22 protein-coding genes, 2 tRNA genes and 1 pseudogene are annotated in these 22,866 nt (G+C 74.9%); 11 read left to right on the top strand and 14 right to left on the bottom strand.

Features of this window, described 5'->3' with window-relative positions; all coding sequences use genetic code 11:
• Positions 1–12: 12 nt before the first annotated feature.
• From SOY78_RS03775 to SOY78_RS03765, 3 genes are all read right to left on the bottom strand, one after another.
• A complete protein-coding gene (locus tag SOY78_RS03775; RefSeq protein WP_101967411.1) occupies positions 13–1,209 on the bottom strand; it encodes a YgfZ/GcvT domain-containing protein in 1,197 nt (398 codons plus the stop codon).
• Complete coding sequence (locus tag SOY78_RS03770; protein ID WP_036337900.1) at positions 1,206–1,874, bottom strand: FABP family protein; 669 nt, start codon at positions 1,872–1,874, stop codon at positions 1,206–1,208. The genes SOY78_RS03775 and SOY78_RS03770 overlap by 4 nt, the downstream gene beginning before the upstream one ends.
• 187 nt (positions 1,875–2,061) lie before the next feature.
• The gene (locus tag SOY78_RS03765; protein ID WP_236601287.1) at positions 2,062–2,868 is read right to left on the bottom strand and encodes a hypothetical protein; all 807 of its coding nucleotides are present in this window, start codon (positions 2,866–2,868) and stop codon (positions 2,062–2,064) included.
• Between the two features lie 101 nt (positions 2,869–2,969).
• On the opposite strand from SOY78_RS03765, the gene mshD reads away from it, so the two are divergent.
• The 8 genes from mshD (at position 2,970) to asd (ending at position 8,634) form a co-directional block, all read left to right on the top strand.
• A complete protein-coding gene (gene mshD / locus SOY78_RS03760) occupies positions 2,970–3,923 on the top strand; it encodes a mycothiol synthase (RefSeq protein WP_134416833.1) in 954 nt (317 codons plus the stop codon).
• Between the two features lie 138 nt (positions 3,924–4,061).
• Positions 4,062–5,072 (top strand): NUDIX hydrolase, encoded by a 1,011-nt coding sequence (locus SOY78_RS03755; protein WP_159228156.1) that lies wholly within the window; start codon positions 4,062–4,064, stop codon positions 5,070–5,072.
• A gap of 75 nt (positions 5,073–5,147) precedes the next feature.
• On the top strand, positions 5,148–5,504 hold the full coding sequence (locus SOY78_RS03750; protein WP_182488352.1) for a GNAT family N-acetyltransferase: 357 nt from the start codon (positions 5,148–5,150) through the stop codon (positions 5,502–5,504).
• A gap of 69 nt (positions 5,505–5,573) precedes the next feature.
• Positions 5,574–5,804 carry a hypothetical protein gene (locus SOY78_RS03745; RefSeq protein WP_324701925.1) on the top strand — a complete coding sequence of 77 codons (231 nt, stop codon included), beginning with the start codon at positions 5,574–5,576 and terminating at the stop codon, positions 5,802–5,804.
• A 1-nt stretch (position 5,805) separates the two neighbouring features.
• On the top strand, positions 5,806–6,636 hold the full coding sequence (locus tag SOY78_RS03740) for a thymidylate synthase (RefSeq protein ID WP_041103570.1): 831 nt from the start codon (positions 5,806–5,808) through the stop codon (positions 6,634–6,636).
• A gap of 22 nt (positions 6,637–6,658) precedes the next feature.
• Positions 6,659–7,219 carry a dihydrofolate reductase gene (locus SOY78_RS03735; protein ID WP_061867131.1) on the top strand — a complete coding sequence of 187 codons (561 nt, stop codon included), beginning with the start codon at positions 6,659–6,661 and terminating at the stop codon, positions 7,217–7,219.
• Position 7,220: 1 nt separating this feature from the next.
• Positions 7,221–7,451: an NF038396 family protein gene (locus SOY78_RS03730; protein WP_141842814.1), complete on the top strand. Its 231-nt coding sequence runs from the start codon at positions 7,221–7,223 to the stop codon at positions 7,449–7,451.
• 10 nt (positions 7,452–7,461) lie between these two features.
• Entirely contained in the window at positions 7,462–8,634 is a 1,173-nt protein-coding gene (gene asd, locus SOY78_RS03725) for an aspartate-semialdehyde dehydrogenase (protein WP_181743464.1), read from the top strand.
• 166 nt (positions 8,635–8,800) lie between these two features.
• Here the strand turns inward: asd and SOY78_RS03720 are convergent, their stop codons facing one another.
• The 7 genes from SOY78_RS03720 to SOY78_RS03690 all read right to left on the bottom strand — a co-directional run bounded on the left by SOY78_RS03720 (position 8,801) and on the right by SOY78_RS03690 (position 13,810).
• Positions 8,801–10,000, bottom strand: a complete 1,200-nt coding sequence (locus tag SOY78_RS03720) for a UDP-N-acetylmuramate dehydrogenase (protein ID WP_324701819.1) — start codon at positions 9,998–10,000, stop codon at positions 8,801–8,803.
• The gene (locus SOY78_RS03715; protein ID WP_324701818.1) at positions 9,997–10,488 is read right to left on the bottom strand and encodes a MaoC/PaaZ C-terminal domain-containing protein; all 492 of its coding nucleotides are present in this window, start codon (positions 10,486–10,488) and stop codon (positions 9,997–9,999) included. Before SOY78_RS03715 ends, SOY78_RS03720 begins: the two co-directional genes overlap by 4 nt.
• Entirely contained in the window at positions 10,488–10,937 is a 450-nt protein-coding gene (locus SOY78_RS03710) for an FAS1-like dehydratase domain-containing protein (RefSeq protein WP_041103576.1), read from the bottom strand. Before SOY78_RS03710 ends, SOY78_RS03715 begins: the two co-directional genes overlap by 1 nt.
• Positions 10,938–10,977: 40 nt before the next feature.
• On the bottom strand, positions 10,978–11,271 hold the full coding sequence (locus tag SOY78_RS03705) for a hypothetical protein (protein ID WP_324701817.1): 294 nt from the start codon (positions 11,269–11,271) through the stop codon (positions 10,978–10,980).
• 89 nt (positions 11,272–11,360) lie between these two features.
• Positions 11,361–11,434, bottom strand: a tRNA-Met gene (locus SOY78_RS03700).
• A gap of 60 nt (positions 11,435–11,494) precedes the next feature.
• Positions 11,495–11,566, bottom strand: a tRNA-Thr gene (locus tag SOY78_RS03695).
• Between the two features lie 87 nt (positions 11,567–11,653).
• Entirely contained in the window at positions 11,654–13,810 is a 2,157-nt protein-coding gene (locus tag SOY78_RS03690; protein WP_324701816.1) for a DEAD/DEAH box helicase, read from the bottom strand.
• A gap of 308 nt (positions 13,811–14,118) precedes the next feature.
• Between SOY78_RS03690 and SOY78_RS03685 the strand changes: the two genes are divergently transcribed.
• The gene (locus SOY78_RS03685) at positions 14,119–14,748 is read left to right on the top strand and encodes a hypothetical protein (RefSeq protein WP_324701815.1); all 630 of its coding nucleotides are present in this window, start codon (positions 14,119–14,121) and stop codon (positions 14,746–14,748) included.
• 40 nt (positions 14,749–14,788) lie between these two features.
• Here SOY78_RS03685 and SOY78_RS03680 read toward each other — a convergent pair.
• The 3 genes and pseudogenes from SOY78_RS03680 to SOY78_RS03670 form a co-directional block, all read right to left on the bottom strand.
• Positions 14,789–15,997, bottom strand: a pseudogene (locus SOY78_RS03680) (amidohydrolase).
• A gap of 121 nt (positions 15,998–16,118) precedes the next feature.
• On the bottom strand, positions 16,119–17,378 hold the full coding sequence (locus SOY78_RS03675; RefSeq protein WP_324701814.1) for a cystathionine gamma-synthase: 1,260 nt from the start codon (positions 17,376–17,378) through the stop codon (positions 16,119–16,121).
• Positions 17,379–17,439: 61 nt separating this feature from the next.
• The gene (locus SOY78_RS03670; protein WP_324701924.1) at positions 17,440–19,005 is read right to left on the bottom strand and encodes a pyridoxal-phosphate dependent enzyme; all 1,566 of its coding nucleotides are present in this window, start codon (positions 19,003–19,005) and stop codon (positions 17,440–17,442) included.
• A gap of 162 nt (positions 19,006–19,167) precedes the next feature.
• On the opposite strand from SOY78_RS03670, the gene SOY78_RS03665 reads away from it, so the two are divergent.
• Entirely contained in the window at positions 19,168–20,196 is a 1,029-nt protein-coding gene (locus SOY78_RS03665; RefSeq protein ID WP_163721103.1) for a DNA-3-methyladenine glycosylase family protein, read from the top strand.
• A 205-nt stretch (positions 20,197–20,401) separates the two neighbouring features.
• Positions 20,402–20,866 carry a hypothetical protein gene (locus tag SOY78_RS03660; RefSeq protein ID WP_041103583.1) on the top strand — a complete coding sequence of 155 codons (465 nt, stop codon included), beginning with the start codon at positions 20,402–20,404 and terminating at the stop codon, positions 20,864–20,866.
• Positions 20,867–20,881: 15 nt separating this feature from the next.
• Here SOY78_RS03660 and SOY78_RS03655 read toward each other — a convergent pair whose 3' ends face one another.
• The gene (locus SOY78_RS03655) at positions 20,882–22,648 is read right to left on the bottom strand and encodes an AMP-binding protein (RefSeq protein WP_324701813.1); all 1,767 of its coding nucleotides are present in this window, start codon (positions 22,646–22,648) and stop codon (positions 20,882–20,884) included.
• Positions 22,649–22,866 lie beyond the last annotated feature (218 nt).

The following is a 22,866-nucleotide window of genomic DNA, read 5'->3' as shown; positions in this document are numbered from 1 at the left end:
CCGGCGAGTCGGTCAGCGCAGGCGGCCCACGCCGCGCGGTCGGCCGACGACCTGCCCGGCGTCCGGGGACACGAGCGGCTCCTGGCTCGCGGCGATCCAGCCGCCCTCGGCGACACCGTCCTCGGCGACACCGTCCTCGCGGACCAGCAGCTCGGCGTCCACGGGCACCGTGCGCTTGAGCAGCGCCAGGGCGACGGCGCCCGCCTCATGGTGCTGGGCCGCGGCGGTGACCGTCCCCACCGGACGGGCGGCGGCGCGGGCCTCGGGCGTGTCCTCGGCCGGCCGGAGGATCACGGGGGCACCGTGCTCGGGGAGCGCGTGGACGGAGCCGTCCAGGAGCAGGCGGGTGAGGCGGCGGGGCGGGCGGCCCAGGTTGTGCACGCGCGCCACGGTCTCCTGACCGCGGTAGCAGCCCTTCTCGAGGTGCACGGCGGTGCGCAGCAGGTCCAGCTCGTGCGGGATCGCGCGGTCGTCCACGTCGAGGGCCCGGCGGGGGCGGCCGGCCTCGATGCGCAGCGCCTCGGCCGCCGTCGTGCCCGCCAGGGACCAGCCCGCGAGCACGCCCGTGCCGAGCGCGCGGACGGTGGCCTCGAGGTCGGCCCGGGTGACGAGGTACTCGCGCCAGGACCAGTCCGCACCCGGGTGGGTCGCCGGATCCGGATCGGCCGTGTAGGCCCAGCCGCCCGCGCCGACGCGCGGCCACGGGTCCAGCCACACGGTGCGGTCCTCCCAGCCGGGCACGGGCGCGGTGGCGCCCACGACGGCGACCGCCCCGGTGTGGTCCCGCAGCGTGACGTCGTGGGAGAAGCGCATCGAGGTGAGCCACGCGGCCAGGCCCGGGCCGTCCTCGCGGTCCGTGACGAGCCAGGCCGCGGTACCGTCCTCGAGCAGGTGGGCGGCGTGCTCGATCCGCCCCTGCACGTCGAGGAAGAGGATCTCGGTGCTCGTGCCGGGGGGCAGCGTCTCGACGTGCTGCGTGCCGAGCGTGTGCAGCCAGCTCAGCCGGTCCGGGCCGGACACGGAGAGCACGGCCCGGTGGGAGAGGTCGACCAGGGCGCGGCCCCGGGCGAGGGCGCGCTGCTCGGGCAGGGGGCGACCGTAGTGCGCGGCGACGCCGGCGTCCGGGCCGCGGCCCTCGACGGCGCCGCCGGCCGGCCCCTGCGGCTCGGCCACGGCCAGGTCCAGCAGCGGGCTGCGGGAGGTTGTCACGACTGCTCCCCGCGAGCCCCGCGAGGACGCTCGGCCCCCGGAGCGAGCCGACCCTCGGCCGCGCTCGGCATGCGGTCCAGGATGGCGGAGGCGTGCGCCTCGAGCTCGGCGCCCGCGGCGTCCGCGACGTCCCAGCGCCAGAACAGCTGCCCGTTCACGAGACCGGCCATGCGGGTGGCCCGGTGGTACGGGCCGGCGGCGGAGCCACGCAGGACCGCGTCCGTGGCCAGCTGCAGCTGCGGGCCCTTGATGCGGCCGTAGTACAGCTCGGACAGCGAGCCCGGATGCGTGATGGTGGCGGTCAGGCCGAAGCCCTCGTCGCCGGCGCGCAGCCGCTCGACGTCCTCGGCGGAGCGGAACGCGGGGACGATGTCCGCCGGGCGCATGCCGGGGCCGACGTCGCCGTCGCGCCGCGCCCGGTCCACCTGCCAGAAGCCGGACTCCACGGTCAGCGGACGCAGCAGCGTGCCGTCCGCCTCGCACAGCCACGACTCCGCGCGGTACTCGACGAACGGCAGACCGTGCTCGGTGAAGTCCACCCGCTGGTAGAAGATCTCGGTGCCGGCGGAGCCGTCGCCGAGGCGGCCCTGGCCCTCCCAGCTGCCGATGAGCCAGGACAGGGGCGCGAGCTCGGGGGTGAGGTCGTACGGGAGTTCAGTCGCCATGGCAGATCACGGCGCGGCCCGACAGCGGGCCGCGCGTCCTCAGCGCTGGCCCTTGAAGAGGCCGCTGATGACGACCGCGGCGACGGCGGCCATGCCCAGGCCGGCCAGGACCACGAGGGCCAGGAAGAAGATCTCGAGCGCAAGAAGGGTATCCATGCGGGACATCCTACCGAGCGGGCCCGACCTGTCAGGCCAGGAAGCCCACCATGACGTGCGCCACGACGCCGGCCGCGCCCACGGGCGCCAACGCGAGGGCGTAGCCCGCCCGGCGCGGGCGCAGGGTGGTGCCCACCGGCCGGTCCTCGGGTCGCGGCCGCGACGACGGCGCCGTGGTGGCGGTCAGGGACACCAGCACGGCCACCGCGAGCGCCGCGGCCGTGACGGCCGGCCGGTCCCGGGCGTCCACGCCGGCCAGCGCCGAGACGGGCCACGCGAGCACCGTGCCGAGGGGGATGACGACGAGCGCCAGGACTCCCGGCCGGCCCTGCATCCACGGGGTGAGGCCGACGAGGGAGACCGCGGCCACCGTGACTGCCAGCGTGATGACCAGCCCGGCGACCGCAGGGGTGTCGGTCCAGCGTGAGACGGCCACCCAGCACGCCGTCACGACGGCCATGAACGCCCCGCCCATCGTGGCGACGGTGGACTCGAGGCGCAGCGGCCGGCCGGTCCCGCGCACCAGCTGGACGACGAACGAGGCCATGGTGCTCCAGGCGACGACGACGGCGAGCGGCTCGAAGAGCGTCCAGGCCCCGCTGTGGCCGTCCTCGAGCGGCGGCCACAGCAGCATGAGCAGCACCGCGGCGCCCCCGGCGACGGCCAGGGTGACGCTGAGCGAGAGGCGCGCGGGCGCCCCCATCTGCCGCGGCCAGCCCCAGGCGATGACCAGGATCACGACGGCGGCGGCGAGGGCGGCGGGGACCGGGCCGAGCAACGCGGCACCGCCCAGGACAAGGGCGGCGACGGCCGCACTCAGGGCCATGGACAAGCGCATCACCTGCCCCATCCTGCCAGGTGCGCACTGGCTCGGCCCTGGGCGGGCGACGGCGGGGAGCACCTCGCGGGCCACCGTCCTCCTTCCGTAGGGTGGCCGGCATGGCCGAACACCCCACCCCCACGACCTCCGACGCCGACGGCATGCCGCGCGTCGTCACCCCGCGCCCGGAGGAGGCGAGCGCCGTCCTGGACCTGGCCGACCGTGCCGGGGCGGCGGACGGTCATCCCCCGCTCTCGGACCAGACGCGCGTGCTGCTCGCCCGCGGCGGGCAGCTCTGGTGGGGGGCCACCCGGGGCCCGGACGGGGCGATCGACGGGGCGGCCGTGCTCGTGCCCGAGGGCGCGGCGGCCGTGCTCGAGCTCGTCGTCGATCCGACCGCACGCCGCACCGGCCGGGGGACGGTCCTGGCCGACGCCGCGGCCGCCGCGGTCCGGGACCTGGCGCGGGAGGAGACCACGAGCGTCTGGGCCCACGGCATGCTCCCGGGGGCGGTCCGGCTCGCCCGGCGGCACGGCCTCGAGCCCGTCCGCGAGCTGCGCCGGATGCGCCTGTCGCACGCGGCGCTCGCGGCCCTGCCGGAGGTGCGGCTCGCCGACGGGGTGGCCCTGCGCGGCTTCGTCCCCGGCCAGGACGAGCAGGCCTGGCTGGACGTGAACGCCGCCGCCTTCGCGGACCACCCCGAACAGGGCAGCCTGACCCGCGCCGACCTCGAGGACCGCATGGCGGAGGACTGGTTCGACGCCGACGGCCTCCTGCTCGCCGCCCGCGAGGCGGACAGGCGGCTGCTCGGCTTCCACTGGACGAAGGTGGAGCCGGATGCCGGAGCCGACGGCCCGCGCGTCGGAGAGGTGTACGCCGTGGGCGTCTCCCCCGACGCCCAGGGCCTCGGCCTCGGTCGGGCCCTGACGCTGGCGGGGCTGCACCGGATGGCGGGACAGGGAGTCGACGTCGTGGACCTGTACGTGGACGCGGACAACACGGCCGCCGTCGCGCTCTACGCGTCCCTCGGCTTCGAGCTGTTCGCCGCCGACGCCCAGTACCGCCGCCCCTGAGACCCTCGGGCGGGGACCGGCCGGGCACATCCCGGCGGCCTCGTATCCTGGTGGGGCCGGCCCCCGCGGGGTCGGCCACGCCCCGTGCCCTGCCCCAGCAGTTGTCGCGGCCGCCGCACCCCGAGAGGAACCCGCCCCATGCCCTCGTCCCACGCCGACCGCGTCGCCCGCTGGTCCACGGAGGACCGCGCCTCGGAAGGCCCCCGCGCCGAGGTGCTGGCCGCCGGCATGCTGCCGTGGCGCCGCGTGCCCGGCGGCCTCGAGGTGATGGTGATCCACCGGCCCCGCTACGACGACTGGTCGTGGCCCAAGGGCAAGCTCGATCCGGGTGAGACGCTGCCGGAGTGCGCGGTCCGCGAGCTGCGCGAGGAGGTCGGCCTCGAGCTGCGGCCGGGCATCCCGCTGTGCGTGACCGCGTACGAGGTGCCCGGCAAGCGGGGCGTACGTCAGAGCAAGGAGGTCTGGTACTGGGCCGCCGAGGTCGACGGCCAGCGCGCCCTCCCCGACGGCGACGAGGTGGACGAGGTCCGCTGGGTCGGGCCGGACGAGGCCCGGCGGCTGCTGACGAACGACTCGGATCACGAACCGCTCGACCTGCTGCTGCGTGCCGCCTCCCGGGGGCGCCTGCGGACTGTGCCGTTGCTGGTGCTGCGCCACGCCAAGGCCAAGCCCCGCTCCTCGTGGTCCCGCGCCGAGCAGGAGCGTCCGCTGGCGGCGACGGGCCGGCGGCAGGCGCTCGCCGTCGAGGGCCTCGTGGCGGCCTGGCGGCCGGAGCGGCTGGTCTCCTCCCCGTGGCGCCGCTGCGTGGAGACGCTGGCCCCGCTCGTGAAGTCCAGCCGGCTGGCGCTGAAGACCAAGGGCGCGTTCACGGAGACCACGGCCCGGGAGAAGCCCAAGAAGACCCGCAAGGTGATGGCCGAGCTCATGGGCCGCTCCCGGCCCCTGGTCGTGTGCACACACCGGCCGGTGCTGCCGACGCTGTTCGAGGTGGTCGAGGACGCGGCCGCCGGCCAGGCGGACCGCGTGCTGCGGGCCTTGCCGACCGAGGACCCGTGGCTGCGGCCCGGCGCTGTGCTGGTGGCGCACCGCGCGCTCGACCTCGACGGCGACGTGGTGGCCGTCGAGGTCTACGACCCCTGGGACGACTGAGCCGCCCGCACCGGCCTCGGCCCGCACGACCGGGCCACCGTTGAGCGGGCCCGCCCCCGGCCCTAGGCTCGGGTCATGGAGAACACCGCCGCCCAGAGCCAGCCCGAGAAGATCGTCCACGAGCGCCTCACGGTGACCCGGGACCCGGACCGTCAGCGCTTCGAGCTGCGCCAGGACGGGACCTTCATCGGGTTCCTCGGCTACGACCAGGAGACCGTGCGCGGCGCGGACGGCGAGGACACCGTGGTCCTGCGCCTGCAGCACACCATCGTCGACGAGCAGTTCGGCCGCCGCGGTTATGCCCGCGCCCTCGTGACCATGGTCCTGGACCGGCTGCGCGCGGAGGGTGACCGCATCGTGCCCGAGTGCTCCTACGTGGAGGACTACCTGCGCCGCTACCCCGAGTACCAGGACATGGTGTTGCACGGCTGACCGGGGGCGGGGGCCTGTCCCGCCGGCACCCGCCTCCCCTCCGTCCGGGCCCTCGCAGGCGACCTCGGCATCGCCCCCAACACCGTGGTGCGCGCCTACCGCGAGCTCGAGGCGGCCGGCGTCGTGCGCACGGCGCGCGGCAAGGGCACCGTGGTGGCCGACGCCCCACCCGCCCCGGACGACGCCGCGGTGGGCGCCGCCATCGAGCGTGCCGTGGCCCTGGCCCGGGCCGCGGGCTGGGATGCGGCCCGCCTGCGCCGGGCCGTCGACGACGCTCAGCGCTTCCGCTCGGATCGCTAGAGTGGGCCGGGTGAGCATCCCCACCCCCTACGAGGACCTCCTCGCCGACGTGATGGCCCACGGGGCCGTCAAGACGGACCGGACCGGCACGGGCACGCGCAGCGTGTTCGGCCGCCAGCTGCGCTTCGACCTGGCCGAGTCCTTCCCGCTGATCACGACCAAGCGCGTGCACTTCAAGTCGGTCGCGCTCGAGCTGCTGTGGTTCCTGCGCGGGGACTCGAACGTGCGGTGGCTCCAGGAGCGCGGCGTGCGGATCTGGAACGAGTGGGCGGACGAGGACGGCGAGCTCGGCCCCGTCTACGGCGTGCAGTGGCGCTCGTGGCCCACCCCGGACGGGGGCCACATCGACCAGATCGCGAAGGTCGTGGAGCAGATCCGGACGAACCCCGACTCGCGCCGGCACATCGTCACCGCGTGGAACCCCGCCGAGGTGGACGAGATGGCGCTGCCGCCGTGCCACGCGCTGTTCCAGTTCTACGTCTCCCCCGGTCAGGACGGCGCCCCCGGGCGGCTCTCGTGCCAGCTCTACCAGCGCTCGGCGGACCTGTTCCTCGGCGTGCCGTTCAACATCGCCTCGTACGCGCTGCTCACGGTGATGGTCGCACAGCAGACCGGGTTGACGCCCGGCGAGTTCGTGTGGACCGGCGGGGACGTGCACATCTACGCGAACCACGAGGAGCAGGTGCGCGAGCAGCTCTCCCGCGAGCCGTACCCGTACCCGCGGCTGCGGCTGCGGCGCACCCCCGCGTCGATCTTCGACTACGACTACGACGACTTCGAGGTCCTCGACTACCGTCACCACCCCACCATCACGGCGCCGATCGCCGTCTGAGCCGAGGATGCGCAGCGACCCCATGAGCCGGGCCACCCGTCCCACCGAGCCCGTGATCGCCATGATCTGGGCCCAGACCCCCGAGCGCGTCATCGGCCGCGACGGCACCATGCCGTGGCACGTCCCCGAGGACCTCGCCCACTTCCGGGCCCACACGCACGGCCACCCCGTGATCATGGGCAGGCGCACGTGGGAGTCGTTCCCGGCGCGGTTCCGCCCGCTGCCCGGGCGCACGAACATCGTGGTCTCCCGCACCCTGACGGCCACCGAGGAGGCCGGCGCGGAGCTGCGGGCCGCGGGTGCCGTCGTCGTGCCGGACTTCGGGGCGGCCCTGTCCGCCGCGGCCGAGGCCGACGGCTGTGACACCGTGTGGGTGATCGGCGGGGCGACGCTCTACGAGCAGGCCCTCGACGTGGCCTCGCGCGCCGAGGTGACCGTGATCGACGCGGACGTCGACGGCGACACGCACGCCCCGCTGCTCGACGCCCGCTGGCGGCGCACCGCCGTCGAGCCCGCCCCCGACGCGTGGCTGGACTCCGCCTCCGGCCCGCGCCACCGCTTCGAACGATGGGAACGCGACTGACATGGCCCCGACCGACTACGACCAGCGTCTGCTCTCCCCGCAGGCGGTCTCGTTCCTCGCGCTCGTCGCCCTGCCCGTGCTGGCGTTCGTGTGCGCCGTGTTCGGGCTGATCCTCGTGCTGCAGGGCAAGACCATCGCGGGGCTGGTGTTCCTGCTCGTGCTGACCCAGGTGTTCGCCGTGGGCGGTCTCATCGCGTGGAACAGGCGGAAGCGTGCGCAGCAGGGCCGCTAGCCTGGAGGGCATGACTTCCGCTGCCCCCGCATCTGTGAACGCCCCCGACGCGGCCGCCGTGCCCACCGTGGGACTGGTCGGCTGGCGCGGCATGGTGGGGTCCGTCCTCCTGCAGCGCATGGCCGAGGAGGGCGACTTCGCCCGCGTCCACCCCGTCTTCTTCTCCACGTCCAACGCCGGCGGTCCCGCGCCCGTGCTCGAGGGCATGGCCGGCGACCCGGGCGTGCTCCAGGACGCGTACGACGTGGACGCGCTCAAGGCCCTGCCCGTGATCCTCACCGCGCAGGGCGGGGACTACACGCAGGCCGTGTACCCGAAGCTGCGCGCCGCCGGCTGGGACGGCATCTGGATCGACGCCGCCTCCACCCTGCGCATGGCGGACACCTCCGTGATCGCGCTGGACCCCGTGAACCGCGGCGTGATCGACGCCGCCCTGGCGAACGGGACGAAGGACTTCATCGGCGGCAACTGCACCGTGTCCTGCATGCTCATGGGCCTGGGTGGCCTGTTCAAGGCGGGCCTGGTCGAGTGGGGCACCGCCATGACCTACCAGGCCGCCTCCGGCGGCGGCGCCCGGCACATGCGCGAGCTGCTCACCCAGTACGCCGAGCTGGGCGGCGCGGTGCGGGCCGAGCTGGCCGATCCGGCGTCGGCGATCCTCGAGATCGACCGCAAGGTGATCGAGCTGCAGCGCGGCGGCCTGGACTCGACGCAGTTCGGCGTGCCGCTGGGTGGCTCGCTGATCCCCTGGATCGACTCCGACCTGGGCGACGGCGTCTCCCGCGAGGAGCGCAAGGCCTACGACGAGACCAACAAGGTGCTCGGACTGACCGGGGCGGACCGGATCCCGTTCGACTCGCTGTGCGTGCGGATCGGCGCCATGCGCTCCCACTCGCAGGCCCTCACCCTCAAGCTCACCCGGGACGTGCCGCTGGACGAGGTCGAGCAGATCATCGCCGCGGACAACGAGTGGGTGCAGGTGGTGCCGAACACCAAGGAGGCCACGGTCACCGACCTGACCCCGATCGCCGCGACCGGCACCCTGCAGATCCCCGTCGGTCGGCTGCGCAAGCTCAACATGGGTCCCGAGTACCTCTCGGCGTTCACCGTCGGCGACCAGCTGCTGTGGGGTGCGGCCGAGCCCGTGCGCCGCATGCTGATGATCGCCACCGGCAACCTCTGAGCCGCGACGCCGGCGCGGCGGCGCGCACCCGGCTCCCGTTTTCGTTCGGGAAACGGCGGGTGTTCGGGCGTTGTCGTTCGGGAAACGGCGCCCGCGCCGCCAAGGCGCGCCGTTTCCCGAACGAAAGCACTCCTGGGGGCGCCGTTTCCCGAACGAAAGTGAGGGGTCAGAGGCTGGTGCCGATGATCATCGGCTCGGGGTGCAGCTCGACGCCGAAGCGTTCGCGCACGCCGTCGCGCACGGTGCGCGCGATCGTCAGGACGTCCTCGGTGGTCGCGTCGCCGCGGTTGGTCATGGCGAGGGTGTGCTTCGTGGACACCGACGCGCGGCCCCCGGCCAGGCCGGTGCCGTCGGCTCCGCGGCCGTCCGGCCCGCCCTCGCGGGGGGCGACCTCGGGCAGCCCGAAGCCCTTCGCGAAGCCCGCGCGATCGATCAGCCAGGCCGCCGAGAGCTTCACGAGCGGCGTCCCGTCCTCGGCCTGGCCGGCGGCGAACGCCGGCGCGCCCTCGGGCAGGGAGGCCCGCACGGACGCGGGCACGATCGGGTTTGTGAAGTAGCTGCCCGTGGACCACGTGTCCGGGTCCGCCGGATCGGACACCATCCCCTTGGCGGCGCGCAGGGCCAGCACCTCGCGGCGGACCACCGCGAGCGGGGCATGGGCGCCCTCCTCGACGTCGAGCGCGGCCGCCAGCTGCCCGTAGCGGACCGGCGCCGTCGGCTCGGCGTCGGAGGAGGCGCGACGCAGCCGCAGGTCGATCGAGAGCACGATCCACCGGGGACTCGGCGCGCCGGTCTCCAGCATGGAGCGCTTGATCACGGAGTCGCGGTAGCCGAAGCGCAGGTCCGCGGGCGTCAGCTCGACGACGTCGCCCGCCTCCCGGTCCCACGCGCGCAGGGCGACGAGCACCTGCGAGACGTCCGCGCCGTACGCGCCGACGTTCTGCACGGGCGTCGCGCCGGCCGAGCCCGGGATGCCCGAGAGCGCCTCGATCCCGCCGAGCCCGTGCGCCACGGTCCATGCGACGGCGTCGTCCCACGGGTGGCCCGCCGCGACGCGCACGACGACGGCCTCCCCCTCGTGGTCCGCGGACCGGGCCCCGTCGCCGGCGGGCGGCGCCTCACCCTCGCCGGGCGCCGGCCCGTCCAGCACGTGGATGCCCTCGAAGGCCAGCCGCACGACGGTGCCGGGGAAGCCGGCGTCCGCCATGAGGGTGTTGGAACCGCCGCCGAGGACGAACAGGGGCTCGCCTGCCGCGTCGGCGGCGCGCACGGCCTCGATCGCCTCGGCCTCGGTGCGCGCGGTGACCCACGCGCGCGCGGGCCCGCCGACGCGGGTGGTGGTGTGGTCCGCCAGCCGCTCGCTCACGCGCTCTCCCCCGTGGGGTCGGCCAGGCGGACCACGGCCTGCGCCTTGGTCAGCACGCGCGGCTTCGCCGCGTCCGGGTTGGTGACGTTCAGGTCGATTCGCACGGTCCCGGCGGCCTCGTCCACGGCGCCGACCGTGCCGACGACCTCGAGCGTGGCGCCGGGGACGGGCGCGCCGTCGTCGTCCGTGCGCCCCGTGGTGTCCGCGACGGGCACCATGCCGGTGAAGCGGGTCTGGTAGTCGACGACGGCGCCCGGGTCGCCCGCCCAGTCCGAGACGAGCTGCACGGCCGCGCCCATGGTGAGCATCCCGTGGGCGATGACGCCGGGCAGGCCGACGTGCTCGGCGAACGACGGGGACCAGTGGATCGGGTTGCGGTCGCCGGAGGCACCCGCGTAGGCGACGAGGTCGGCGCGGGTGAACGTGACGGTGCGCGTGCCGACCACCTCGCCCCGGGCGAGGTCGGACAGGCGGGGGGCGGTGCTCATCAGGACTCCTCTCCCCGGACCAGCAGGGTGGACGTGACGGTGGAGACGGCCGCGCCGTCCAGATCTGCGATCTCGGTGACGGTGGTGACCATGCGGTTGCCGCCGAGGGACTTCACGGCCTCGACCCGCACGGTCGCCACGACCTCGTCCCCGGCCACCAGCGGGCGGTGGTGGACGAAGCGCTCGTCCGCGTGGACCACACGCGAGAAGTCGATCCCCAGCTCAGGATCGGCGACGACGGCGGCCTCGGCGCGCTGCGCGATGACGACGGCGAAGGTCGGCGGGGCGACCAGGTCGGCGTACCCCAGGGCCCGGGCGGCCGCGACGTCGTGGTGCGCGGGATGCTGGGCCTGCACGGCCTCGGCGAAGGCGCGGACCGTCTCCCGGCCGACCTGGAAGGGGGGCGCGGGCGGATAGCTCCGCCCGGCGACGTCGGGGTTCACGCTCAACTCGGGCCTCCTGCGGGACGGTTCTCGACTGCCGTCCAGCCTAACGGCCGGGGCGCCGCTCCCCCTGCCGGCGGGCGGCCTGGCGGAAGCGCACGAGCTGGGCGGACAGGTGAACGGCGACGCCCGCGCCGAGCACGCCCAGGGCGGTCTCGGAGACGGCGAGGCGTCCGGTGGTGCCGCCGACGACCGCCAGCACGATGCCCACGAGGAACAGCGCGGAGCCGGTCAGCACGAGGGTCCGGTACAGCCGGGAGCCGTGCTCCCACGGGGAGACGAAGCCGCGGGGCGCGGCGGTGCCGCGGGTGGGCTGGTGGGCGGGGCGACGCGTGGACATGCCCGCCAGGCTACCGGGGCGACGGACGGGCCCCGGAACGCGAAAGGACCCGGCCCCTCCGAGGAGGTGACCGGGTCCGTCCGATTCCGTAGCGGCGGGGGGACTCGATCCCCCGACCTCACGATTATGAGTCGTGCGCTCTAACCAGCTGAGCTACGCCGCCACGACACGAGAACGCCCGCACTCACGGTTTTCACGCCGCGAGGGCGGGCTCTCATGTCAGAGCCCCGACCGGGAATCGATCCCGGGACCTCCATCTTACCAAGATGGCGCTCTACCACTGAGCTATCGGGGCAACGAGGTGAGACTCTACCAGGGCCCCGGGGCCGATGCAAAATCGGCCCCGGTCACGGCCTCCGGCGGGGTCGGCACCCCGGCGGAATCAGCGGCGGGCGCCCCGATCCGAGCGCTCCTGGGCGCCCCAGCGGGGCTTGCGGCCGCCGGGGCGTCCCCTGCGGTCGCCACGGAAGCTGCGGTTGTCCCGGTCCTTGCGGAAGCCGCCACGATCCTCGCGGGAGCCGCGGTTGTCCCGGTCCTTGCGGTACCCGCCGCGCTGGCCGCCGTCGCGGTCCCCGCGGAAGCCGCCGCGCTCGCCGCGCTCGCCGCGGTCCTTGCGGAAGCCGCCGCGGCGCTCACCGCGGTCCTCGCCGTCGCGCTCGGCGCGGGTCGGGCGGCCGGTGTCCTTGCGCAGGTCGAGGCGACGGCCGTTGATCTCGGCGTTGGCCGCGGCCTCGAGCTGGGCCGAGGTCAGGTCTGCCGGCAGCTCGACGAGCGAGTGGTTGCCACGCAGGTCGATCGCGCCGATGGCCGAGGCGGGCAGGCCCACCTCGTTCGCCAGCGCGCCCACGATGTTGCCCGGCCGCACACGGTCCTGGTGGCCGACGGCGATCCAGTACGTCGCGTTGCCGGCCGCGGGCTCCCGGGCCGGGCCACGCGAGCCGCGGCCGTCGCTCGCGCCGCGCTCACGGCCGCCGTCGCGCCCACCCTCGCGACCGCCGTCGCGGTCCTTGCGGCCCCGGCCGCCGCCGGACGGGATCTCCTGTTCGCGGGCCAGCAGCGGGCGGCCGCCCTGGGCCATCATGCCCAGCGCGGCGGCCACACGCGCCGGCTCGACCTCGTGCTCGTCGACGTACGCGGCGACGATCTCACCGAACACCGCCAGCTCCTCCTCCGAGGCGCGCTCGAGGGTGCGGGTGATGCCGTCGGCGAAGCGGCGCTTGCGGGCCGCGTTGACGTCGGCGACGGAGGGCACGGCCATCTCCTCGACCTGCTGGCGGGTGGTCCGCTCGATCTGCTTGAGCAGGAAGCGCTCGCGCGGGGTCATGAAGAGCACGGCGTCGCCCTGCCGGCCGGCGCGGCCGGTGCGGCCGATGCGGTGCACGTAGGACTCCGCGTCCTGCGGAATGTCGTAGTTGACCACGAGCGAGATGCGCTCGACGTCGAGGCCGCGGGCGGCGACGTCGGTGGCCACGAGGATGTCCACGCGGCCGGCCTTCAGGTCCTCCACGGTCTTCTCGCGCTGCTTCTGGGCGACGTCGCCGGAGATGGCCACGGCCTTGAACCCGGCGCGCGTGAGCTTCTGGGCGAGCTCCTCGGTACCGGCACGGGTGCGCACGAAGGCGATGACGCCGTCGTGCTCCTCGGTCTCGAGGATCCGGCTCAGGGCCTCGAACTTCCACTGGTGACCCACCTGCAGGTAGCGCTGGCGGATCGTGGCGGACGTCGTCGACTGACGGGCGACGGCCACCTCCTCCGGGGCGTTCAGGTACTGGGCGGAGATGCGGCGGATGGTCGGGGGCATGGTGGCGGAGAACAGCGCGGTCTGCTTCGTGTCCGGGGTGGAGGCGAGGATGCGGTCCACCTCCTCCGCGAAGCCCATGCGCAGCATCTCGTCCGCCTCGTCCAGCACGAGGGTCTGCAGGTCGGAGAGGTCCAGCGAGCCGCGCTCGAGGTGGTCGATCACGCGGCCCGGCGTGCCGACGACGACCTGCGCGCCCCGCCGCAGTCCGGCCAGCTGCGGGCCGTACGGGGAGCCGCCGTAGACCGCGAGCACGGAGACGTCGTCGAGATGCTTGGCGTAGCTGTCGAAGGCGTCGGCCACCTGGAGGGCGAGCTCGCGGGTCGGGGCGAGCGCGAGCACCTGCGGGGTGTCCGCGCGCCCGGTCACGTCCGTGGTCTCGGCGAGGCGGGACAGGGCCGGCAGCGCGAACGCGCCGGTCTTGCCGGTGCCGGTCTGGGCCAGGCCCACGACGTCGCGGCCGTCCAGCAGCAGCGGGATGGTCGCCTCCTGGATCGGCGAGGGGCGGGTGTAGCCCAGGTCCTCGACGGCGGCCAGCACGCGGGCGTCCAGGCCGAGGTCCAGGAAGGTGGGGCCGGCCGGTTCGGCGGGAGCCTCGGGGGCGTCGGGCTCGGCCGGGGCCTCGGGGGCGGCGGGCTCGGCGGCGTCGACCTGCGGGACGGTCCCGGTGGCCTCCTGCTCCGCCTCGGCGAGCTCGGGGGCGGCCTCGGCGGTGGTCTGGGGATCGAGGATGTCGGACATGGGTCCTCCTGTGGGGATGCGCGGGCGCACGCCGGAGGACGTCGGTCGCGGGTCGACGTCGTGGGGCGCAGGGGCCAGCTGGGTCAGATGATTCCGTCCACCCGGCAGCCCCCGAGGGCCACGACGTTCGTGGCCCGCACACACATCTGCACAGACATCTGCAGTCCGGCGTGGCACACGCGTCCACGCTCACTCATCACAGGGGAAAGACCGGATCCGGTCTGATCAGTCTACGCCACCGGGCTGCGGGGTGGGCTGTGCCCTCGGACACCCCGGCCGCGCACCGGCCGGGGAGATAGGCTCGGCACGTGCCCCAGAACAGCGAAGACCGCCCCCTCGCCCGCGGGCTCGGCCGGGCCGCCGGCCGCGCCGCCCAGTCCTTCCGGGAGAGTCAGCGGGCCGACGACGCACGGCTGCGCGCCGAGCGCGCCCGCCTCACCGCCGAGGACGAGGAGCGCCTGGAACGGCGCCGCGCGGACCGCGAGCGCGACCTGGCCGCGCGGGACGCGGCCGAGTCCGACGCCGGCCTCGTCCACCCGCTCCTGAAGGTCGCGCGCCTCTACTGGCTCGCGGTCACCGTGGTGCTGGTCGGCATCGCGGGCGCGTTCATCTGGAACGGGGCCCGCGCACAGGACAGCGGCGAGCCCGTCATCGATCCGCTCACCGGCATGGAGTCGGTGGGCGTGCTGGGCGGCGCGACGGGGCAGTTCACGATGGGCACCGCCGTCGCCCTCCTGGCCGCGGCGTCCCTGTGGGGCTGGATCGGTCTGCTGCGCCGCCGTCGTTCGGCGATCGGGACCCTGACGTTCATCGCCGTCCTGCTGGCCGCCCCCGCGTTCCTGCGGGCCAACGGCCTGCTGATCATCCTCGCCGGCGTGATGCTCCTGGGCGCCGCGCTCGTCTGGCTGCCGCCCGTGCACTCGCGCCTGCGGCGCTGAGCCCGCGCGTCCGGCCCCCGTCGCCGGGCGGCGGCGCCGCTCAGTCCTCTACGGGACGGGCGGAGGCGACGACGGGCCGGGCCGTGGCGACGTCGTACTCCATGACCTGACGGCCGCCGATCCACACGCGCAGGGCCCGCTGCATGACATCGAGTGGATCGCCGGACCAGAGCACCAGGTCGGCGTCCTTGCCCACCTCGAGGGAGCCGATGCGGTCGTCCAGCCCGAGCACGCGCGCGGGATGCAGGGTGATGGCGCGCAGGGCGGTCTCCCGGTCCAGGCCCTCCTTCACCGACAGCGCGGCCTGGTAGACGAGGAAGTCGATGGGCACCACCGGGTGGTCGGTGATGATGCTGATCTCGACGCCGGCCCGCGCCAGACGCCCCGGATTGCGCATCGAGCGGCCCCGCAGCTCCGGCTTGGACTTGGTGGTGAACAGCGGGCCGATCAGCACCGGCACGCCGCGGGCCGCGAGCTGGTCGGCCAGCGGGTGCGCCTCGGTGCCGTGGTCCAGGACGAGGTCGTAGCCGAACTCGTCGGCCAGGCGCAGGGCGGTGGCGACGTCGTCGGTGCGGTGGCAGTGCTGGCGCCAGGGGATCGTGCGCTCCAGGACGAGGGCGAGGGCGTCGAGGTGGGGGTCGCGGGTGAAGGGCTTGTCCTCGCGTTCGGCCTCCGCACGGCGGGCCATGTAGCCCTGCGCCCGCAGGAACGCCTCGCGGATCACGAGGGCGGTGCCCAGCCGCGTGGACGGCGTGCGGCCCTTCTCCTTGTAGACGTTCTTGGGGTTCTCGCCGAGGGCGGACTTCACGCCCGAGGGGCTGCGCAGCACCATCTCGTCCACGGTGCGTCCGTGGGTGTGCAGCGCCACCGCCTGGCCGCCGATCGGGTTGCCCGAGCCGGGGTTGACGTTCACGGTGGTCACCCCGCCGGCCAGGGCGTCCTTCCAGCCCGGCTCGTTCGGGTCGACGGCGTCGATCGCCCGCACCCCGGCCATCACTGGGTCCGTCATCTCGTTGACGTCCGCGGTCGCCCCGACCTCGCCCTCGGCGTGCATGCCGAGGTGGACGTGGGCGTCCACGAAGCCGGGCAGCAGCTAGCGGCCCTCGCAGTCCACGACGTCGGCGCCGTCGGGTGCCTGGACGTCGGGGCCGAGCGCGGTGATCCGGCCGTCCTCGACGAGCAGGGCGCCGTCGAACGGCTCGGCGGCGACGGGGACGACATGGGCGTTGACGAAGGCGGTGAGGGTCATGCCCGTCACACTACGCCGCCCCGTGCTCCCCACCCGTGCGCTTTGGGGGCGGTTTCGGGCGGTATCCGCGTCGGATACCACCCGAAACCGCCCCCAAACCTCTGACACGGACGTCGGCGGGTCAGAGGCTGCCCAGAGCCCGCTCCAGGTCCGCCACGAGGTCCTCGGCGTCCTCGATGCCCACCGACAGGCGCAGCAGGTTGTCCGGCACGGCCAGCTCGGTGCCGGCCACGGAGGCGTGGGTCATCTCCGCCGGGTAGTTCATCAGCGACTCGATGCCGCCCAGGGACTCGGCGAGCTGGAACAGGCGGGTCGACTCGGCCACGCGGCGGGCCGCCGCGGCGCCGCCGGACAGGCGCAGCGAGACCATGCCGCCGAAACCGCGCATCTGCCGCTGCGCGAGCTCGTGGCCGGGGTGGTCCGGCAGCCCCGGGTACAGCACCTGGGAGACCTCGGCGCGGCCGGTGAGCCACTCGGCGACGGCCTGGGCGTTGGCCTGGTGGCGGTCCATGCGCACGCCGAGCGTCTTGAGGCCGCGCGTGGTCAGGTACGCGTCCAGGGGCCCGTTCACGGCGCCCGCCGCGAACTGCTGGAACTTCACCTGCTCGGCGAGTGCGGCGTCCGGGATCACGAGCGCCCCGCCGATCACGTCCGAGTGGCCGCCGATGTACTTCGTGGTGGAGTGCACCACCACGTCCGCGCCCAGGGCGATCGGGGACTGCAGGTACGGCGTCGCGAAGGTGTTGTCCACCACGAGCAGGGCGCCGTGCGCGTGGGCCGCCTCGGCGACCGCGGCGACGTCGGAGATCTTCATCATCGGGTTCGACGGGGTCTCCAGCCACACCATGACCGGCCCCGCGGCGGCGGCGCGCTCGACGGCGGCGGCGACCTGCTCGGCGTCCCCCATGTCCACGACGACGTGCTCCACGCCCCACGGGGCGAGCACGCGGGAGATGAGGCGGTAGGAGCCGCCGTACACGTCGTTGCCGAGCACGATCGTCATGCCCGGCCGGCCCGCGCCCATGATCAGCGCGGTCTCCGCGGCCAGGCCGGAGGCGAACGTGAGGCCGGTGGCCCGGGGGGCGCCGGACTCGTCGACGCCGGCCTCGAGCGCGGCCAGCTGCTCCTGCAGCGCGTCCCGGGTGGGGTTGGTGCCGCGGCCGTAGTCGTAGCCGCGCCGCAGCTCGCCGACGGCCGTGGGCGCGTAGGTGCTCGAGAGGTGGATCGGCGGGACGACGGCGCCGAACACCTCGTCCAGGTGCTGGCCCGCGTGCACGGCGCGCGTGCCGAAGCCTCCCCCCTGGGGGTGGGCGGCGGCGTCTTCGGCGCCGGTGTCGGGGGTGGTGGCGTGCGGGTCCTCGTGGACGTTCTGCTCGGTCATCTCGGGAGCCTCCTCGGAGAGATCGGGTCGGGTGGGGCGGGCGCGGCCGGTGCGGCAGGCCTCAGGCGGTGACGTGGGCGAGGACGTCGTGCAGGGTGACGACGCCCTGGACGCGGCCGGCCTTGAGCACCAGCAGCACGGGGTCCTGGGCGAGGCGCCGGGCCACGGCGCGCAGCGGGGTGCGCGCCCCCAGGCAGGGCAGCACGGGGCCCATGACGTCGGCCACGGGGGTCTGCGCGGTGGCCCGCCCCTCAGCGAGGGCGTCCGCGAGCGCGGCGGAGGAGACGGTGCCGCGGACCTCGCCGATCCGCAGGTTGTGCCGGGGCTCGAGGATCACGGGCAGGGCGTCGACGCCGTACCGGTTCATGGTCGCCACGGCGTCCGCCACCGAGGTGGTCGGGGCCGCGGTGACGAGGGTGGGCACGGAGCCCGGGAACAGGTCGGCCTTCTCGGTCAGCAGCTCCCCCGCCGTCGCGGACCAGCGGTCGGCCTCGGCGGGGGCGCCCGCGCGGGTCGCCGGCTCGGCGTCGGCGTGCTCGAGCACCTCGACGGGCGTGCCTGCCCCGCCGGCGGCCCCCGTGGCGCCGTCGTCGTCCATCTGCGGGACCGCCGAGCGGGTGCGCCCGCGCGCCCACGCCGGCAGCACGGTCTCGCGGACGTCGTAGTCGAAGCCGCGCTCGTCCATCCACGGGTCGTTGAAGATCTTGGCGAGGTAGCCGCGGCCCGAGTCGGGCAGCACGATCACCATGACGTCCTCCGGGCCGAGCTCGCGGGCGGCGCGCAGGCCGGCGACGACGGCCAGACCGGAGGAGCCGCCCACGAGCAGGCCCTCCTCGGCGGCGAGGCGGCGGGTCATGGCCAGGGCCTCGGCGTCCTCGACGGCGATGACCTCGTCCGGGACCGCGGGGTCGTAGTTGTCCACCCACATGTCCTCGCCGACACCCTCGACGAAGTAGGGCCGGCCGGCGCCGCCGGAGTACACCGAGCCGCTGGGGTCCGCGCCGATCACGCGGACCGGACCGGACGGGCGGTCCGCCGAGACCTCCTTGAGGTAGCGGCCGGTGCCCGTGATGGTGCCGCCCGTGCCGGCGCCCATCACGACGTGGGTGACGCGGCCGGCCGTGTCCTCCCAGATCTCGGGGCCGGTGGTCTCGTAGTGGGAGGCCGGGGCGGCGGGGTTGAAGAACTGGTTGGGCTGATAGGCCCCGGGGATCTCCCGCACGAGGCGGTCGGCGACCCCGTAGTAGGACTCCTCGGACGTCGGGTCCACGGCGGTGGGCGTGACGACGAGCTCGGCGCCGTACGCGCTGAGCACGTCCCGCTTCTCCTGACCCACCTTGTCCGGGGTGACGAACACGGTGCGGTAGCCCTTGAGCTGCGAGACCAGGGCCAGCCCCACGCCCGTGTTGCCCGAGGTGGGCTCCACGACGGTGCCGCCCGGGCCGAGCAGGCCCTCGCGCTCGGCCTCCTCGATCATCTTCAGCGCGATGCGGTCCTTCACGGAGCCGCCGGGGTTCAGGTACTCGACCTTCACCAGGACGGTGGCCTCGATGCCCTCCGTCACGGAGTGCAGCTTCACGAGCGGGGTGTGCCCGATCAGCTCGAGGACGTTCTCGGCGTACTGCATGGGCTGCGCAGGGGTGGGCGCGGGGGTCTTTTCACTCACGCACCCCACGCTACGCCAGGGGCCGGACGCCGAAGGAGGGCTCCGGACACGCGGGGCAACGCCCGGCGTGCGCGCCGTCACGGCCGACGTCGTCCTGTCCGGGCCCGGGTGTACGGTGCGGGCATGACCGCCCCGGACGCCGAGCGCCGCGTGCGCGTGCCCGTCCCCGTGGACGTCGCGCTCACCCTGCGCCCCCTGCAGCGCGGTGCGGCCGACCCCACGGTCCGCGCCACACCGCAGGGCGTCTGGCTCACTCTGCGCTCCCCCGCCCCGGACGTGGCGTCGGGCGGCCCGGGCCGGCCGACGTCGTTGCTGGTCTCCGGCGTCCGGGAGGCCGCAGGGGGCGGCACCGCGGTGACGGCCCGCGCGTGGGGCGCGGGCGCGAGCGCCGCCGTCGCCGGCGTGGAACGCCTGCTCGGCCTGCACGACGACGGCTGGGACGCCTTCGACGCCCTGCTGCGGCCGGACTCCGGCGCGCCCGCGCTGCCGCCGCACGTGCGCGAGGCGCGGCGGATGCGGGCCGGGCTGCGGCTGCCAGCGGCGGGCGCGCTGTCCCGGCAGCTGCTCACCGCCGTGCTCGAGCAGAAGGTCACCCACGACCAGGCGCGGCACGGCTGGCGCACCCTCGTGCGGCTGGCCGCCCGGATCGACGACGACGGGCCCGCCCCCGGCCCGGTGCCGCCGGGGATGCTGCCGCCGCCGACCCCGGCCGCCGTCCTGCGGATCCCCTCGTGGGACTGGCATGCGCGGGCCCGGGTGCAGCCCTCCCAGTCGCGGACCATGCTGGAGGTCGCCCGGCGGGCCGCGAGCATCGACCGGCTCGGCGACGCGGTCGCCCCCGGGGACACGGCCGGGGTGGCCGCGCTGGCCCGGCGCCTGGAGTCGGTGCCCGGGATCGGGCCGTGGACCACGGCCGAGGCGCTGCAGCGCAGCCACGGGGCGGCGGACCTCGTCTCCGTGGGCGACTACCACCTGGCGCAGTACGTGGGGCAGGTCCTCACGGGACGCCGGACCGACGACGCCGGGATGCTCCGCCTGCTCGCGCCATGGGCCGGGCACCGGCAGCGGGTGGTGCGGATGATCGGGCTCTCCGGAGAGCGCAAGCAGGCGTTCGGGCCCAAGCTCGCCCCGGCCGACCACCGCGCCCACTGACGCGACGCCGGGCCGGCCGAGGCCGTGCCGGCGCGTCCGCGCGACCCCTCCGCTCCTGCACAGGCCGCTGCTCCCGGCGTGTCCTCCCCAGCCCCGGCCGGGTCCGGCCGGCCGCCCGCCCCGGGTTCCTAGCGTGGGCGATGCCGCTCCGACCGGTGCGGCGCCGCCGGGACCCTGATGAGTCCCCACCCGGGAGGAGACCGCCATGACCACCGCCTTCGAGCCCCGCCCGCACACCGCCGCCGCCCCGCGCGAACCCGACCCGCACGGCCCCGGCACGCCCGGCTCCCTGCGTCCGGGCGAGCGCGGCTCCGTGCTCATCGTGACCCGCCACCCCGACCCGGACGAGGCCATGCGGCACGCGATGGCCTGGATCACCGCCTTCGAGGAGGACTGCGGCCTCGTGCTGGACACGGACGAGACCGCGCTCTACGCCGTCGGCCGAGCGGGCGACCTGGGTGAAGCCCTGCGTCGCGGCCCCCTGGTCCACGAGGACGGCAGCCCCGCCGACACCTCCGCGTTCGTGGACGCGGTGCTCGCGGACGGCACGTGGCGCCTGCGCGACGCCGACCCGCGGGCGTGGTCGACCACGTACCGTGCCACGATCCTGGGCGCCGCCCCCGAGGCGGTCTGCACCATCTGGGACGTGTTCCCGCTGCCCGCCGCCTGAGGGTGACGGTCGTCGTCAGCCCGCACCCTGGGCGTGGGCCTGGGCCTGGGCCTGGGCCTGGACGACCTTCGCGCCCTCTTCGCGCAGCTCGACCTTGCGGACCTTGCCGGAGACGGTCATGGGGAAGGCGTCGAGCACGCGGACGTAGGCCGGGATCTTGAAGTGCGCGATCCGGCCCGTGGCGAACTCGCGGACGGCGTCCACGGTGAGCGGCTCGACGCCGTCCTTCATGATCACGCAGGCCATGAGCTGCTCGCCGTACTTCTCGTCCGGCACGCCCACCACCTGGACGTCCTGGATGTCCGGGTGGGTGTAGAGGAACTCCTCCACCTCGCGCGGGGAGATGTTCTCGCCGCCGCGGATCACGAGGTCCTTGATGCGGCCCTCGATGCGCACGGAGCCGTCCTCGTCCATGGAGGCGAGGTCGCCGGAGTGCATCCAGCCGTCGGCGTCCAGCACCTCGGCGGTCTTCTCGGGGGCGTCCCAGTAGCCGAGCATCACGGAGTAGCCGCGGGTGCACAGCTCGCCCGTGGCCCCGCGCGGGACGACCTCACCGGTGGCGGGGTCCACGATCTTCGTCTCCACGTGGGGCATGGTGCGGCCGACGGTCTGGGTGCGCACCTCCAGGGAGTCGTCGCGGCGGGTCATGGTGGACACGGGCGCGGTCTCCGTCATGCCGTAGCAGATGGCGACCTCGGACATGTGGAACCGGTCGATGACCTTCTTCATCACCTCGACGGGGCACGTGGAGCCGGCCATCACGCCGGTGCGCAGCGTCGTCAGGTCCAGCTCGTCCGCCTCGGGCCGGGCGAGCATGGCGATGAACATCGCCGGCACGCCGTACAGGCTCGTCGCGCCGGTGGCGGCCACGGCCCGCAGCGCCGAGACCGGCTCGAAGCTGCGCGCCGGGATGACGGCGAGCGAGCCATGGGAGACGGTGGCGATCACGCCGATCACCATGCCGAAGCAGTGGAAGAACGGCACCGGGATCACCACGGTGTCCTCCTCCGTGTAGCCCAGCAGCTCGCCGATGTGGAAGCCGTTGTTCAGCACGTTGCGATGCGTCAGCGTGACGCCCTTGGGGAAGCCGGTGGTGCCCGAGGTGTACTGCAGGTTCACGGGGTCCGCCGGCCGGGTGGCGGCCTCGCGCGCGGCCAGGTCCTCGTCCGAGACCCGCGCGGCCCCGGCCAGGAAGGCGGCCCACGTGCCCTCGGCCACGGGATCGGCGGCGTGCAGGCCGGCCACGTCACCGTCCTGCACGTGGGCGTAGGCGTCCTCGCCGCTCCCGGCCGGCAGCATGATCAGCTGCCGCAGGTGCGGCGCCGACTCACGGGTCACGGCCCGCGCGGTGGCGGGCGGGTCCATGCGTGCGTCCGCGCAGGCCACCACCAGCCCGCGCATGTCGCACTGCTCGACCACGTACGTCAGCTCGTGGGCGCGGTACGCCGGGTTGAGGTTCACGAGGATGACGCCGGCGCGTGCCGCGCCGTAGAGCAGCGAGACCCACTCGGCGACGTTGGGGCTCCACATCCCGATCCGGTCCCCCGCCTCGTAGCCCGCAGCCATGAGCGCCTTGGCCACCGTCACGGACTCCTCCCGCAGCTGCCCGTAGGTCCAGGTGCGTCCGGTGGCAGGGTCCCCGTCCGGTCCACACTCCAGGAGGGCAGCGCGGTCGGCGAACCGGCGGGCGGTGTCGTCGAGGTTCTGGGCCAGGGTCTGCTCGAGCAGCTCGACGTCGGTCGGTCCCTGGGTGAAGGACTCGGGGGCGGTGGACTCGGTCATCGGGCGCTCCTCGCGGACGGTCGGGCGACGCCGCACGGCGTCACGATGCACGGCCGTGCCGCCGCCGGACCGCGGAGGGCATCGGGTGTGACACGGACCACAGGCAGGCTACGTCGCCTGGCGGGAGGCCGCCACCTCCCGGGGCGGGGACGCGGGGTGTGCCACGGCCCCGGACGGCAGAAGACCCCGGGACCGTACGGTCCCGGGGTCTTCGTTCC

The organism is Micrococcus sp. HOU01 (assembly GCF_035609305.1).
GTDB classification, from domain to species: Bacteria; Actinomycetota; Actinomycetes; order Actinomycetales; family Micrococcaceae; genus Micrococcus; species Micrococcus luteus.
Note: the sequence above shows the minus strand (reverse complement) of the source record. Positions and strands in the feature narration are given on the sequence as shown.

Coding starts and splice junctions, on each gene's coding strand:
- SOY78_RS03770 (WP_036337900.1), bottom strand. CDS start 1,874: ATGGCGACTGAACTCCCGTACGACCTCACCCCCGAGCTCGCGCCCCTG.
- SOY78_RS03765 (WP_236601287.1), bottom strand. CDS start 2,868: ATGCGCTTGTCCATGGCCCTGAGTGCGGCCGTCGCCGCCCTTGTCCTG.
- mshD (WP_134416833.1), top strand. CDS start 2,970: ATGGCCGAACACCCCACCCCCACGACCTCCGACGCCGACGGCATGCCG.
- SOY78_RS03755 (WP_159228156.1), top strand. CDS start 4,062: ATGCCCTCGTCCCACGCCGACCGCGTCGCCCGCTGGTCCACGGAGGAC.
- SOY78_RS03750 (WP_182488352.1), top strand. CDS start 5,148: ATGGAGAACACCGCCGCCCAGAGCCAGCCCGAGAAGATCGTCCACGAG.
- SOY78_RS03735 (WP_061867131.1), top strand. CDS start 6,659: ATGAGCCGGGCCACCCGTCCCACCGAGCCCGTGATCGCCATGATCTGG.
- SOY78_RS03730 (WP_141842814.1), top strand. CDS start 7,221: ATGGCCCCGACCGACTACGACCAGCGTCTGCTCTCCCCGCAGGCGGTC.
- asd (WP_181743464.1), top strand. CDS start 7,462: ATGACTTCCGCTGCCCCCGCATCTGTGAACGCCCCCGACGCGGCCGCC.
- SOY78_RS03715 (WP_324701818.1), bottom strand. CDS start 10,488: ATGAGCACCGCCCCCCGCCTGTCCGACCTCGCCCGGGGCGAGGTGGTC.
- SOY78_RS03705 (WP_324701817.1), bottom strand. CDS start 11,271: ATGTCCACGCGTCGCCCCGCCCACCAGCCCACCCGCGGCACCGCCGCG.
- SOY78_RS03690 (WP_324701816.1), bottom strand. CDS start 13,810: ATGTCCGACATCCTCGATCCCCAGACCACCGCCGAGGCCGCCCCCGAG.
- SOY78_RS03675 (WP_324701814.1), bottom strand. CDS start 17,378: ATGACCGAGCAGAACGTCCACGAGGACCCGCACGCCACCACCCCCGAC.
- SOY78_RS03670 (WP_324701924.1), bottom strand. CDS start 19,005: ATGCAGTACGCCGAGAACGTCCTCGAGCTGATCGGGCACACCCCGCTC.
- SOY78_RS03665 (WP_163721103.1), top strand. CDS start 19,168: ATGACCGCCCCGGACGCCGAGCGCCGCGTGCGCGTGCCCGTCCCCGTG.
- SOY78_RS03660 (WP_041103583.1), top strand. CDS start 20,402: ATGACCACCGCCTTCGAGCCCCGCCCGCACACCGCCGCCGCCCCGCGC.
- SOY78_RS03655 (WP_324701813.1), bottom strand. CDS start 22,648: ATGACCGAGTCCACCGCCCCCGAGTCCTTCACCCAGGGACCGACCGAC.